This window comes from Marseilla massiliensis (genome assembly GCF_016899855.1).
In the GTDB taxonomy this organism is placed as follows: Bacteria; Bacteroidota; Bacteroidia; order Bacteroidales; family Bacteroidaceae; genus Prevotella.
The window spans coordinates 1-13773 of sequence record NZ_JACJJG010000069.1 but is presented as its reverse complement, the minus strand read 5'-3'; the positions used below and the strand labels follow the sequence as shown (position 1 = coordinate 13773).

Here is a 13773-nt window from a genome sequence, read left to right as displayed (position 1 = left end):
TTGACTTTAACTACTTAGCGAACGACAGTGAGCGATAACTTCTTTAACTTCTTTAACTACTGAAGGAAACTCCTTTAACTACTAAAAAAATAATTATTCTTTTTCCTCTTTCATGAGGTCCTCGCCCCAGTGCGTCACGGCCTCGCGTGCCTCTCGCTCCTGTATCTCGTGCGCTTTCTTAGGATAGAAAATCATGCGGAGCGACTGGTTGTAGTTAAAGTAGTTCCACACCCAGTTGAGCATCACCACCACCTTGTTCCTCACTCCGAGTATGGAGCGCAGGTGGACGACGAGCCACATCACCCATGCCACGAAGCCGCTCATCTTAACCTTGGAGAACTCGGCCACGGCCTTGTTGCGTCCCACGGTAGCCATCGAGCCGAGGTTTTTGTACTTGAAGGGGCGCATCTCCTTGCCCTTCTCGAGCCGGCGGATGTTGCGGGCCAGGTTCTTGCCCTGCTGTATGGCCACCTGTGCCAGCTGGGGATGGCCGTTGGGGTAGTCTTCGTCGCCGCAGACGAGGCATTGGTCGCCGATGCAGAACACCGAGTCCATGCCCTCTACTTGGTTGAAGCGGTCAACCTTGATGCGGAATCCGCGTCCGAGGTGCTCCGTGCCGAGGTTGCCTACGTGGCTGCCGGCCACGCCGCTCACCCAGATGAACGTACGTGTGGCTATGTTGCTGCCGTCGGCAAGCATGACCTTGTGGTCCTGGTAGTCGGTTACCATCTTGTTCAACAGTACGTTGACGCCCATCTTGCGCAGGAATCTCTCCACGGCTGCCGACGACTCGGGCGACATGCCGGCAAGCAGGCGGTTGCCGGCCTCGATGAGGTAGATGTTCATCAGGCTGGGGTCAAGGTCGGGATAGTCGTGAGGCAGCACGGTGTGCTTCATCTCCGAGAGCACTCCGGCCACCTCTACGCCGGTGGCTCCGCCGCCTACGATGACTACGTTGAGCAGCTCCTGCTGCTCCAGCTTGGTGGCGCAGGTTATGGCGCGTTCGAGGTTGGCCAGGATGGCGTTCTGCAGTCCCATGGCCTCCGACACTGTTTTCATCGGCATGGCCTCGCTCTCGACGTTCTTGTTGCCGTAGAAGTTGGTGGTAGTACCGGCGGCAAGCACCAGGTAGTCGTAGTCCACCTTGCCGATGGACGTCTGTATCAGCTTCTTGTCCGGATAGACGGCGCGCAGCTCGGCCATGCGGAAGTACACGTTCTTGCTGTGCTGGAAAATCTTGCGGAAGGGGAACGATATGGAGCTGGGCTCCATTCCGGCCGAGGCCACCTGGTAGATGAGCGGCGGGAACTGGTGGTAGTTGTTCCTGTCGATAAGTACAATCTGGAATCCTGACTTCTTCAGCTTGTTGGCCACCTTAAGGCCGGCGAAGCCTCCTCCGACGATGACAATACGCTTCTTGTCACCTTTTTCGATGTTCAGACTCATGTTGATAAAGGCGTGAAAATTGTTTACTGTTATTACATTACATACTAAAGACAAGAGCAAAGTTAGCGCTTTCCGCGCTAAACGGCAACTGCCAACCCGAAAATATTGCTTAAAGCCCTGATTTTTTGATTTAAAATAAATCGCCCGTCGGTATGGAGCCCCGCGCCCTGCTGACGTAAACCGTAAGCGGGAAGGCCGCGCAGGTTAAGGTCCGTAGCCGCCGGAGCCCGCCTGGGCGATGGCTGTAAGCCGTGGCGGCAGTTACGCTTACAATCCGTAAAGGCCGCTAACGGGGCGGCGATATGCCGCCTTTTGGATGGCGAAAGGCCGTCGTCCGCACGGCTGAAGGCCACCCGACGTGGCGCCGCGGGCCTGGCGGCAGTAAATAAAAACATATTTTATAATTCTTTATTTTGCGTTTCGCTCGATTTGCATTATTTCCGGATAGGGCGAGCTACATCTCGGAAATGAAAATAAAAGCTCGATTTTCTCGCTTTTATTTTGCGTTTCGCTCGATTTGCATTATCTTTGGATAAGATAAGCTGCATCTCGGAAATGAAAATAAAAGCTCGATTTTCTCGCTTTTATTTTGCATTTCGCTCGATTTGCATTATCTTTGCAGGCGGATAATATGAAATAACATAGGGGTGAGAACGTGGATTCCGACATTCAGGAAAATGTCGGAATTCTCTTTTTGTCGTCCCTGAAAGAATAACCAACTTAAAGTATTTTGATTATGGCTTACATGTCACAAGAAGGCTATGACAAGCTCGTGGCCGAACTTAAACATCTGGAAAGCGTCGAGCGCCCAAAGGCTTCGGCTGCCATAGCCGAGGCGCGCGACAAGGGCGACCTTAGCGAGAACTCGGAGTACGACGCAGCCAAGGAGGCGCAAGCCCATCTTGAGGATAAGATAAACAAAATCAAGCTGGCAATATCCGAGGCTAAAATCGTGGACACGTCGCGCCTGAGCACCGACAGCGTGCAGATTCTGTCGAAGGTGGAGATGACCAACATGGCCAACAAGGCCAAGATGACATATACCATCGTGAGCGAGAGCGAGGCCAACCTCCGCGAGGGTAAAATCTCGATAAAGACACCCATCGCGCAAGGACTGTTGAACAAGAAGGTTGGCGACGAGGTGGAAATCAAGATTCCGCGCGGAACAATCAAGCTGAGGATAGACAAGATAAGTGTTGAGTAAAGTTTTACGGTTATGAGGTATTGCGGTTATAAGGTCGTAAAGTTTTACGGTTATTAAGGTACTAAGCCTTGACCGAAAACAAAACATCAAACGACCATACAACTGTATAACCTTATCCCCAATACCCCATAACCATAAAACCTGATAACCTCAAAACCGTAAAACCTTATAACCCCAAACACATGGACATATTTTCGAAGATTGCAGCCGGCGAGATACCGAGCTACAAATGCGCCGAGAGCGACAAGTTCTACGCTTTTCTCGACATTAACCCGTTGGCCAAAGGCCACACACTGGTAATCCCCCGAAGGGAGGTTGACTACTATTTCGACCTTGAAGACGGCGAGATAGCCGAAATGGCGGTCTTCGCCAAGAAGGTGGCAAAGGCCATCAAGGCGGCCTTCCCGTGCCGCAAGGTGGGCATGGCAGTGCTCGGGCTGGAGGTAGCCCACGCGCATATCCACCTCGTGCCAATGCAGACCGAGGGCGACATGAACTTCGCCAACCCCAAACTTAAGCTCTCGCCCGAAGAGTTTGAGGAAATAGCAAGGAAAATAAGGGAAAAGTTTTGAAAAGGTGAGAAGGTGAAAAAGTGAGAAGGTGAGACGTTTGTTTTTGTAATTAACACATACAAATATGCGTCTCACCTTCTCACTTTTTCACCTTCTCACCTTTAAATAAATTCCTCTCCGTACTTTACCTGTATCTCGTTGACGTACTTACGGATGAGCGCCGACGAGTCCTCCTTCCTGCAAATCAGCAGCACGTTGCCCTTTTCGGCAACAATGTAGCCGTCAAGACCGTTGATAATGCCCAGGTGGTCGTCGGGCAGCTTGATGATGTTGCCACGGCTGTCGTCAAGCATTACGCGCGAACTGATGACCACGTTGTCGCCCTCGCCCTTGCTCATGCTCTCGTAGATGGAGTGCCACATGCCGAGGTCGGCCCACCCGAAGTCGCACTTCATGACGTACACATTCTCGTTCTTGTCGAGAATGCCGTAGTCGATTGACATGTTGGGGAACGACGGGAAATTGTCCTTCACGTACTCCAGCTCCTTGTCAATGTCGTAAGAGCCGTCGTCGGCATGCAGGTTGCGCATTACCGGCGGCAGTATTTTCGACAGCACGAGGGCAAGATACTTAACGTTGGCGAGGAACAGGCCCGTGTTCCAATAGAACTCGCCGCTCTTCATGAACATACGCGCGAAGTCGCGGTCGGGCTTCTCCGTGAACGACTTGACCCTGAACACGTCAGCGTTTCTCGTCGGGCCGCCCAGCTGTATGTAGCCGTATCCTGGCTCGGGCCGCGTCGGCTTGACGCCCATGGTCAGCACGCAGTCGCTCGAACAGACGAAGTCGAGCCCCTCGACAACGTTTCTCCTGAACTCGTCCTCCTTGAACACCGCCTGGTCGGACGGCACCACCACGAGCCTCGCATCGGCGTTGACATGAAGTATCCGGTAAGTGGCCCACGCCAGGCTCGGCGCCGTATTCCGGAATATAGGCTCGCTCAGGATATTCTCCTTGGGCAGGTCAGGCAGCTGCTCGACCACCATGTCCTCGTAGATGCGGTTCGTGCTGACGTAGATGTTACGCTTAGGGATGAAGCCGGCCATGCGGTCATACGTCTGTTGCAACAGCGTACGGCCGGTAGAGAAGAAGTCGAGAAACTGTTTCGGGCAGTCCTCACGGCTGCACGGCCACAGCCTGCGCCCCTTTCCTCCGGCAAGAATCAAGCAGAAGTTATTTGTGTTTTCACTCATAAGTTTTACAGATTTGGTAAATGGTGTGACAATTTTTCGTGTACAGTTTGACCTGTAGTCGTTTCACGATACGAAGGTACGCATAAAAGCCCTTACCGCCAATTATTTTAAGTTTTTTCAATTAAAAATTTGTCAATTCGGATTTTATCCTTATCTTTGCACCCGCTATAAAGCCCAGATGGCGGAATCGGTAGACGCGCTGGTCTCAAACACCAGTGGGGCAACCCGTGCCGGTTCGACCCCGGCTCTGGGTACTGAATTGGAGAAAGACGAAAATCTTTCTCCTTTTTCTTTTTTGTCTCCTCGTAACTCATTGGTTTGCTGATAGATAAGGTCAAGCACCTTGTTGTAGGATTTGGTTCGATATTTTATTCCGTCGAACTCGATTTTTTCGGGAAACATCGAACCAAGAACTTTTCATTTTCTTATGATGTTTGTTAAATTATCGGTTAGGTTCAGGGTTTTGCCAAAAGCCGTATTTTTAACTCAAAATTAGCGGATAATCAGCACTATTTTTTGTGTAGAGGGGAGAAAAGGGTATATCACGAAACTTATCGAAGTAATGGTGGATAGTCCCGAGTACGAAGTTTATATTTCGGGAAACCTGGCATTGTTGGGTAATTGGGACACAAAGGAAATCGGGTTGAAACACGTCAATGATTCCGTCCGCGCGATTGATGTTATGATTCAACTTGCATCTCGGGTCAATTTTACCAGTGTCAATTGGGAGTCTGAGGCTTTTCCGCAGGATGCGTTAGGTGGTATGAGCTTTAGTATCGGCAGCAAAGGCAGGGGGACTTACATTATAAAATATCTGGTTGGGCCGATTTGTGAGGGTTATTGTATGGGGTCGCGCAATTTCGACGGTAAACGTACGTGTTCCAAAAAGCCGCCTTTCATGGTGTGAAAGACGGCTTTTTAGCATGCTATACGCGGCCTTTTGTAATCCGGAAGATGGCCTTTCGCAACTTCATTGTCAGAAGTTCACGCCGAAGTTGAGCGAGAGGCAGCCGTTGTGCGACGTGTCGAACGTGTCGTGGCAGATGTTGGACAGGCCGATGTCGTAGGACAGGTCGGCGTAGAACAGGTCGAAGCCTACGCCGCATCCAACGCGCAGGCCGCCGTCAAAGCGCTGGAAGGCGTCGTCGGAGAACGAGCTGAAGGCCTCGCGCGTGCCGAAGTTCTTTATCTTTCCGCCTATTCCGTAGGACAGGTATCCTCCGAAGAAGGGCTGCAGCGTGAAGTGGCTGTCTATTGGGTAGATGTACTTCAGCACGATGGGCATTTCGATGTAGTTGAGGTCGTAGGTCATTTTTTTCCTCTCGCCCGTGGTTGTCGTTATCCTCTTGCGTCCTCCCTTCTCGGTGTATTGCAGTCCGGCCTCAAGGTACAGCGGTATGTTCTGCGACAGCGGCAGGCCCACAAGGGCGCCCACGCTTAGTCCCGTCTGCCAGTCGCCGCCGTCGAGCGTAGGGTCGTCGGAGTTGACGAACGAGAACGCCGGGCCTATCCTGAATCCGTAATACATGTTGCCCGTGCCCAGTCCGCTGTCGTGCCTGCCGTAGTCCAGCCGTCCTGTCTCGGGGTTGTAGTACTTGCTGTAATGGTAACATTGCGCCGCGGCAGGTAGCAACAGGGCTACGGCAGCCAGCGCGGTGATGATGAGTCTTTTCATGTCGGTAAATGTTTTATGTATGATAATATGGCCGAACGGCGTCCGTAACACGTGCCTACGGACGCGCGCCGGCGCTTGTCATGGTGCAAAGGTGGGAATTTTTTATGACACGGCAAAGCGGGAATAGCCTAAAACGAATGGGGAAAACCCTATTTAATCCATAATTCACGATTCAGAATTCATAATTGGGCGGGTGATTAATTCATAATTCACAATTCAGAATTCATAATTGGGTTGGCGGCGAACAATCCTTTATGGACGGGAATTTGCATGTCTACGCCATCATCCCAATTATGAATTCTGAATCGTGAATTATGAATTATTCATGCTTGCTTGGCAGAAGTGCCATACTACTATGCCGGCCGTTACGGATACGTTCAGCGAGTGCTTGGTGCCGAACTGGGGTATTTCCAGGCAGCCGTCGCATTCGTCTACCACGTCCTGGCGCACTCCCTTGACCTCGTTGCCCAGCACTACGGCGTAGCGCCTGCCCGTCTCCGGCACGAAGGTATTGAGCATGGTGCTGCCCTCACACTGCTCTACGGCCATTACCGTTACGCCCTGCCGGCGCAGCTCCCGCACAGCCTCGAGCGCCGAATCGGCGTGGCGCCAGCTTACGCTGTCCTCCGCCCCGAGTGCCGTCTTGTGTATCTCGGGGTGGGGCGGGGCGGCCGTTATGCCGCAAAGCACCACTTCCTCAACGCGGAAAGCGTCGCACGAGCGCAACACCGAACCCACGTTGTACAGGCTGCGCACGTCATCGAGCACTACCGTAAGCGGCATTTTGTCGGAAGTCCTGAACTCGTCCACCGTGAGGCGGTTCATCTCCGTTACTTTCAGTTTTCGCATGATTAATTTAGTTAACGAGTTGACAAGCAACGAGCAGACAAGGAGATTTGCCATACTTCTACTATTAGTGTATTGCAAATAAAGCAAATCTCCTTGTCTGCTCGTCACTCGTTACTTGTCTGCTTCTTTAGTTTTATACGCCAGCGCGTACATCCTTATCTGCTTGACCATGGCCAGCAGGCCGTTAGAGCGTGTCGGCGAGAGGTGGTCTTTCAGTCCGATGCGGTCGATGAAATACAGGTCGGCGTCGAGTATCTCCTGCGGAGTGTGCCCGCTGAGCACGCGGATAAGCAGGGCGATGATGCCCTTCACTATCAGCGCGTCGCTCTCGGCGGTGAAATATATCCTGCCGTCCCGGTAGTCGGCCTGCAGCCACACGCGGCTCTGGCAGCCGTCAATGAGGTTGTCCTCTGTCTTGTATTTCTGGTCGAGCGGCTGCTGCTCGTTGCCTAAGTCTATGAGTAACTGGTATTTATCCATCCAGTCCGTAAAGTCGGAAAACTCCTCGATTACCTCGTCTTGTGCTTCGTTGATTGTCATAATTGGTATTCTTTTTGAAGTTATAGAAGTTAAAGAAGTTATCACTCGCTTTGCTCGTTAAGAAGTTAAAGCCATTACCATGTCTACTATGCGACAAGGCATTTTGGCTATAACTTCTCTAGCTTCTCTAACTCCTTTAACTTCCTTGATTAACTTTCACTATCTTGAACAACTTGTCGCTGGGCCTTACCTTGGCGGGAACCTTGAACGCCACGCGGGTGCCTTTTTGCGCGGTGGTTACCGCGTGGGTGTCGTCGTGTATCTCGTCTACGGTGACGTACATCACGCCCGTTGTGGGACCGGTGACGAGCATCTTGTCGCCGACGGAGAACTCGCAGGCCTCGCACTTGAACTCGGCTACTCCGAGCTTGGAGAAATACTTGACTCCGCGGCCCACGTACACCTTGCGTTCGGTGGCGTTTGAGCCGTAGTTCTTGTTCCACTCGCCGAGAGTCTGCCCCTGGTAGTAGCCGTCCCAGAAGCCACGGTTGAACACTGTGGCCAGCCGTTCGTCCCATTCATCCTTGCGCTCGTCGGTAAACGTGCCGTCGAGCACCGAGGCGATGGCCTCCTTGTAGCATTTCACCACAGTGTAGACGTACTCCGGTCCGCGCGCCCGTCCCTCTATCTTGAACACGCGCACGCCGGCCTTCATCATGCGGTCGATGAAGCGTATTGTCTTCAAGTCCTTCGGACTCATGATATACTTGTTGTCGATTTCGAGCTGCGTGCCCGTCTCGTTGTCGGTCACGGTGTACGACCTGCGGCACAGTTGCATGCATTCGCCGCGGTTGGCCGAGCGCCCCGCGTTGTCGAGACTTAAATAACATTTGCCGCTTACGGCCATGCACAGCGCCCCGTGGCAGAACATCTCTATGCGCAGCGGCCGTCCCGAGGGGCCGCGCAGGTTGCGGCTTACGGCCTGCTCGTGTATCTTCGCCACCTGGTCCATGTTGAGTTCGCGCGCCAGTACGGCAACGTCGGCAAACTGGGCGTAGAACGTCAGTGCCTCGATGTTGCTGATGTTGAGCTGCGTCGAGAGGTGAACCTCCATGCCCACCTTGCGGCAATACGTTATTACGGCCATGTCGCTGGCTATCACGGCGCTTATTCCGGCCTCGAGAGCGGCGTCCACAATCTCGTGCATGTCGGCCATGTCGTCGTCGTATATTACGGTGTTCACCGTCAGATAGGTCTTTATGCCGTGTCCGGCGCACGTCGCGGCGATGTCGCGCAGGTCGTCAACGGTGAACGTATTGGCCGAGTGCGCCCTCATGTTCAGCCGCCCTATGCCGAAGTACACCGAGCCGGCGCCTGCCTGTATGGCGGCCTGCAGACTCTCGCGGCTGCCCACCGGAGCCATTATCTCAAAGTCGTCGATAGTCTCTTTCATCATGTCAGGGAAAGTTTTTCTTCGTGGTATAATCCGAAAAATGCCCGCCGTTGAGGACGACGGGCCAACCTAATGTTTTCACAACGGAATAATCCTTATTGTGATTTGCTTAAAATTCTTGTTTGCAAAGATAATGCAAATCGAGCGAAACGCAAAATAAAAGCGAGGAAATCGAGCTTTTATTTTCATTTCCGAGATGCAGCTTATCTTATCCAGAGATAATGCAAATCGAGCGAAACGCAAAATAAAAGCGAGGAAATCGAGCTTTTATTTATTCAATATTTATAAATAGGAAAGTAGTTATCAGGAGTTAACGGGAGTTAGGCTCCCTTACGGTCGCCGGGAGTTAACGGACAAGTCCAATGACGATTTGAGACCGCCTGAATTAAAAGAGGGCGTTGTGTGCACTACGTTATGTAACCTCTTTATTTAGAGGCTCGTACGGAGCTTCTTGCAAAAGGCCATCTTTCGCGTCGCGGAAGGCGGCCTTTCGCCGTGCGTTTGACGGCCTTTTGCAAGCCAAAAGACCGTCTTTTGGAAAAGCACTGACGGCAAGGCGCTTTTTCATAAAAAATCATAAAAAGATAAACCTTACGTTACATGATACGTCATATAATAAGTAATTTTGCGCAGGAAAGCCGTACATGGCTCTGCGCACACCAAAAAACAACTGAAAACATCTACGAAATGAACATCAAGACTATCGCTGCCGCGCTGGCCATGGCATTCGTTATTGTGCCCGCGGCGCAGGCCAAAGGGCCTGCAAAGGACGGCAGAGAAGTAAAGAAACAGAAGTGGACGAGCATGGCCCCGCGCCTTGACGACGCCTTCTTCACCACTGCCGAGGCCGCGCGCATTGGCGACAACCTGCTGTATTACCAGCACACCTCGGGCGGATGGCCCAAGAACATGCAGCTGCAAGACGAGCTTACCGACAACGTGCGCAAGCGTGTCGACAAGATGAAGACCGGCAGGCGCTACGCCACCATCGACAACCGTGCTACCTCTACGGAGATGATATACCTGGCGCGGCTGTACAACGCCACTCAGGACAACAGGTACCGCGACGCCGTGATACGTGGGTTCGGCTATCTGTTTGAGGCCCAGTACGATAACGGAGGCTGGCCGCAGTTCTACCCCTTGTCGAAAGGCTATTACACGCACATCACGTATAACGACGACGCAATGGTCAACGTGCTCAAGCTGATGCGTGACGCCGCCAAGGGAAAGGCGCCTTTCGCCTTCCTGCCCGACAGCATAAAGGCCAAGGCGCAGGCCTCGCTCGACCGTGGTGTTGACTGCATACTGAAGACCCAGGTGGTGCAAAACGGCAAGAAGACGGTATGGTGCGCCCAGCACGACGAGCAGACCCTGCTGCCCGCCAACGCACGTGCCTTCGAGCTGGCGTCGCTCAGCGGACAGGAGAGTGACGACATTGTGCTCTTCCTCATGTCGCTGTCAAAGCCCTCGCAGGCCATAAGAGACTGTATCGAGAGCGCCGTGGAGTGGTTCAAGAAGACAAAAATCATCGGCAAACGCATCGAGCGCTTTACCAACGCCGACGGCAAACCAGACTACCGCGTGGTTGACTGCGCCCAGGACGACGGCCCCTGCAAGCCGCTGTGGGCACGCTTCTACACGCTCGAAGACAACCGCCCGTTCTTCTGCGACCGTGACGGCGTGATGAAATTCGACATCTCCGAGATAGGCTACGAGCGCCGCAACGGCTACAGCTGGTACAATTCCGAGGGACTGAAGGTGCTCAAGAAGTACGACGAATGGAAGAAGAAATACGGAGCGGGAAAGTAAATCCCGGTAGTTAAACTACTTTTAACTCCTTTAACTACCCAAACCAGACATGGAATATTTCATTTATAAAGACAACAGACAGCAAGGTCCGTTCACTACGGAGCAGTTATCCGCCATGGGACTGACCTCCGAAACGCTGGTATGGCGTGAGGGAATGGAGCAGTGGACGCCTGCCTGGCAGGTGCAGGAACTGCGTGACGCTATCGCCGGCAAGGCCAATACGTCAGGCACTACTACGCCGCCACCGCCTCCGGTTGCCGAAAGCGGTGACGACGGAAATGACGGCACGGAGGACGAAAGCACACGTTACGCCGGGCCGCAGGCCGCCCCGCCGCGCGACGGGCGCCGCCACCGTAGGGCCGTTAAATGGCTGGCAGCCATAGCAGTGGTATTCTTCATTCTGCTGATGACGTGCCCGAAGGAAGACAAACACTATGATACCGTGGCACGCGAGGTGACCGAAGCCGTGGTTGATTCAACCGCAAAGCTCGACACCGGCTTCGAGGCTATCGACATGTTGGGCGGAATGCTCGGCCGCGAGATAGCCGGCCAGTTTGTCGGGGCTATGGTGACGCAGGTCGTGAAGGTAGACAACTACTTCATCTTCTCCGTCGGAAGGGTGGAGTACGATGGCCGCTCTGAGGTTATATCGTTAGGTATTGCGGGCCATGTGTTCACGTTCGGCTCTGACGACCTGCGCAAGGCGTTGCGCAAGCTGTCGCCGCTGCCCGACACGATGGCGCTGTAATAAAGGTAAAAAGATAGAAAAGTAAAAAGGTAAAAAATAGAAAGGGGCAAGGCTCAGCAAGCTGTTGTCCCTTTAATTACGTATTCAGGAAACATGAAGAAAAGTTTAGTAGCACTTGCGTTCGGCACCCTCGCACTGGGCATTGCCGAATTCGTGATGATGGGCATACTGCCCGACGTGGCGCGTAGCCTGGGCGTCAGCATTCCCGACGCCGGCCACCTGATTTCAGCCTACGCTCTCGGCGTATGCTGCGGAGCTCCCCTTTTGGTGATAGTACACAAGTATCCGCTGAAGAACATACTGCTGTGCCTGGCGGGAATAATCCTGCTCGGCTCTACGCTTGCGGCCCTTTCGGTAAACTACTGGATGTTGCTTGTCTCGCGGTTTATCTCCGGACTGCCCCACGGAGCTTACTTCGGCGTGGCCTCGATTGTGGCCGTGCAGCTGGCCGACGAGCGCCACAAGACGGGCGCCGTGTCGATAATGATAGCCGGCATGACCGTGGCCAACCTCTTCGGGGTGCCTCTCGCTACGAGCCTCAGCTCGCAGGTGTCGTGGCGTTTCCCGTTCGTTCTGGTGATATTCGTCAGCATAATCGTGCTGTATTACATATGGAAATGGGTGCCCGGAGTGGGCGCGCTGCCCGACAACGGGTTCCGCCATCAGTTCGCGTTCCTTAAGAAACGGGCGCCGTGGCTTATCCTTTCGTCGACGATGTTTGCCAACGGCGGCATATTCTGCTGGTACAGTTACATCAGTCCTTTACTGACAACGGAGGGCGGTTTTGCCGCCGACGTGCTGCCCGCCTTGATGATAGCGGCAGGCTTCGGCATGGTGGCCGGCAACCTGGTTAGCGGCCGCCTGTGCGACCGCCACCGCCCGAGCGTCGTCGTGGCAAGCACAATCAGCATAGGCATTGTGTCGCTGCTGTTAATCTTTTTGCTGGCCGATTACGGCTGGGTGTCGGCCGCGCTGATGATAATATGCACGGGATGTCTCTTCGCGGTGAGCAGTCCGCAGCAGTACCTCATCCTGAAATACGCCCCCGGCGGCGAGCTTCTGGGCGGCGCGAGCATACAGATGGCCTTCAACATGGGCAACGCCCTCGGCGCGTTTTGCGGCGGACTGCCGATAGCCGCGGGCCTGCCGCCACGCTATGCGGCGCTGGTGGGCGTGCCGTTCCTGCTGTGCGGACTGATAGCCTGCGTCATATTCAGCAGGAAATACGAGCCGAAGGCATAACCGCTTGGTATTCAACGTATTATAAAAGGCCGTCTTTCGTGTTGCGAAAGACGGCCTTTTAGCGTGCGACTGATGGCCTTTTAGCGGTCGATTTGCCGCATTTTGAATTAAGAATTAAGAGTTAAGAATTAAGAAAACATGCTTTGTTGGATATTAGCAAGTTATTTGGCAAGACATGTTTTCTTAATTCTTAACTCTTAATTCTTAATTCAAACAGTTCTATTCTGCCAATCCAAAGCCATGGAAAAGCGTTTGTCTTTAGCTCCTTTAACTCCATTTAACTCCCTTAACTCCCTAAAAAAGGTTATCTTTGCACTTGTGGACAACTATTCATCATCACCCGTTCAGTATCTCAGGCAGCTAAGGTCGCTGCTCGAGATGGAGTATGGCTGCGAAAAGGAGGAGTACCGCCGGCAGACCGAAGTGATGGGCCTGCAGCGCAAGGTGAAGCGTGGCGACGCGTGGCTGTCCGTAAGTGTGGGCAAGAGCTACTACAACTCGCTTAACCAGCTGGCCGTGGAGGTGCTGCGGACGCAGGACAAGGAGATTGAGCATAACTTCGAGTTCGGCCGCCCCGTGGTGTTCTTCACTTTCAAGCAGACAAGGGACAAGTTGACAAGGGACAAGGGCCGAGCAGACAAGAGAAAAGTTGACGGGATACAAGCAGACGAGGGACGAGGAGATTTGCAAGGCGGCGCAAGCAGCAAAGGAAATCTCCTTGTCAACTCGTCACTTGTCAACTCGTCGACTAAATTTCTCTTCACGGGCACCGTAAGTTACGTTGACGGCGACCGCATGGTAGTAACCGTGGCAGACAACGCGCCGCTGGCGAGGCTGCAAACGGAGGAGAACGTGGGCGTGCAGCTGTACTTCGACGAGACCACTTACAGGCTGATGTTCGAGGCGCTCGACCGTGTTATCAACGCCAAAGGCAACCGCCTGGCCTACCTGCGCGACCTGTTCGCCTCGCGGCAAAAGGCAGAGACATTCTCGTTTGACCCGATACGCTTCCCCTGGCTCAACCCCGCGCAGGAGCAGGCGGTGAACAACGTGCTGCGCGCCAAGGACGTGGCAATAGTTCACGGACCGCCGGGCACGGGCA

At 53.4% G+C, this 13773-nt stretch carries 11 protein-coding genes, 1 tRNA gene and 2 pseudogenes; 7 read left to right on the top strand and 7 right to left on the bottom strand.

Features of this window, described 5'->3' with window-relative positions; translation table 11 throughout:
• Nucleotides 1-93: 93 nt before the first annotated feature.
• Complete coding sequence (locus H6A34_RS10660; RefSeq protein ID WP_205105499.1) at nucleotides 94-1446, bottom strand: NAD(P)/FAD-dependent oxidoreductase; 1353 nt, start codon at nucleotides 1444-1446, stop codon at nucleotides 94-96.
• A gap of 736 nt (nucleotides 1447-2182) precedes the next feature.
• On the opposite strand from H6A34_RS10660, the gene greA reads away from it, so the two are divergent.
• Nucleotides 2183-2650 carry a transcription elongation factor GreA gene (gene greA, locus H6A34_RS10655; RefSeq protein ID WP_021947638.1) on the top strand — a complete coding sequence of 156 codons (468 nt, stop codon included), beginning with the start codon at nucleotides 2183-2185 and terminating at the stop codon, nucleotides 2648-2650.
• 182 nt (nucleotides 2651-2832) lie between these two features.
• Nucleotides 2833-3222, top strand: a complete 390-nt coding sequence (locus H6A34_RS10650) for an HIT family protein (protein WP_021947639.1) — start codon at nucleotides 2833-2835, stop codon at nucleotides 3220-3222.
• Nucleotides 3223-3323: 101 nt separating this feature from the next.
• Here the strand turns inward: H6A34_RS10650 and H6A34_RS10645 are convergent, their stop codons facing one another.
• Complete coding sequence (locus H6A34_RS10645; RefSeq protein ID WP_021947640.1) at nucleotides 3324-4415, bottom strand: mannose-1-phosphate guanylyltransferase; 1092 nt, start codon at nucleotides 4413-4415, stop codon at nucleotides 3324-3326.
• Between the two features lie 172 nt (nucleotides 4416-4587).
• Here H6A34_RS10645 and H6A34_RS10640 point away from each other — a divergent pair.
• Nucleotides 4588-4669, top strand: a tRNA-Leu gene (locus H6A34_RS10640).
• On the opposite strand, the pseudogene H6A34_RS15045 reads toward H6A34_RS10640, so the two are convergent.
• The 5 genes and pseudogenes from H6A34_RS15045 to H6A34_RS10620 all read right to left on the bottom strand — a co-directional run.
• Nucleotides 4647-4832, bottom strand: a pseudogene (locus H6A34_RS15045) (recombinase family protein); the annotation flags it as partial. The gene H6A34_RS10640 and the pseudogene H6A34_RS15045 sit on opposite strands and share 23 nt — an antisense overlap.
• A 559-nt stretch (nucleotides 4833-5391) precedes the next feature.
• A complete protein-coding gene (locus tag H6A34_RS10635; RefSeq protein WP_021947650.1) occupies nucleotides 5392-6090 on the bottom strand; it encodes a porin family protein in 699 nt (232 codons plus the stop codon).
• A 312-nt stretch (nucleotides 6091-6402) separates the two neighbouring features.
• Complete coding sequence (locus H6A34_RS10630; RefSeq protein WP_205105498.1) at nucleotides 6403-6939, bottom strand: RNA methyltransferase; 537 nt, start codon at nucleotides 6937-6939, stop codon at nucleotides 6403-6405.
• A gap of 111 nt (nucleotides 6940-7050) precedes the next feature.
• A complete protein-coding gene (locus H6A34_RS10625) occupies nucleotides 7051-7479 on the bottom strand; it encodes a SufE family protein (protein ID WP_205105497.1) in 429 nt (142 codons plus the stop codon).
• A gap of 136 nt (nucleotides 7480-7615) precedes the next feature.
• Nucleotides 7616-8872, bottom strand: coding sequence for a peptidase U32 family protein (locus H6A34_RS10620; protein ID WP_205105501.1), 1257 nt, complete (start codon nucleotides 8870-8872; stop codon nucleotides 7616-7618).
• Nucleotides 8873-9565: 693 nt separating this feature from the next.
• Here H6A34_RS10620 and pelA point away from each other — a divergent pair.
• The 4 genes and pseudogenes from pelA to H6A34_RS15040 all read left to right on the top strand — a co-directional run.
• Entirely contained in the window at nucleotides 9566-10681 is a 1116-nt protein-coding gene (gene pelA, locus H6A34_RS10615; RefSeq protein WP_338088660.1) for a pectate lyase, read from the top strand.
• A gap of 49 nt (nucleotides 10682-10730) precedes the next feature.
• The gene (locus H6A34_RS10610) at nucleotides 10731-11429 is read left to right on the top strand and encodes a DUF4339 domain-containing protein (RefSeq protein WP_205105496.1); all 699 of its coding nucleotides are present in this window, start codon (nucleotides 10731-10733) and stop codon (nucleotides 11427-11429) included.
• 93 nt (nucleotides 11430-11522) lie between these two features.
• Nucleotides 11523-12671 (top strand): MFS transporter, encoded by a 1149-nt coding sequence (locus H6A34_RS10605; protein ID WP_205105495.1) that lies wholly within the window; start codon nucleotides 11523-11525, stop codon nucleotides 12669-12671.
• Nucleotides 12672-13049: 378 nt separating this feature from the next.
• Nucleotides 13050-13773, top strand: a pseudogene (locus H6A34_RS15040) (AAA domain-containing protein); the annotation flags it as partial.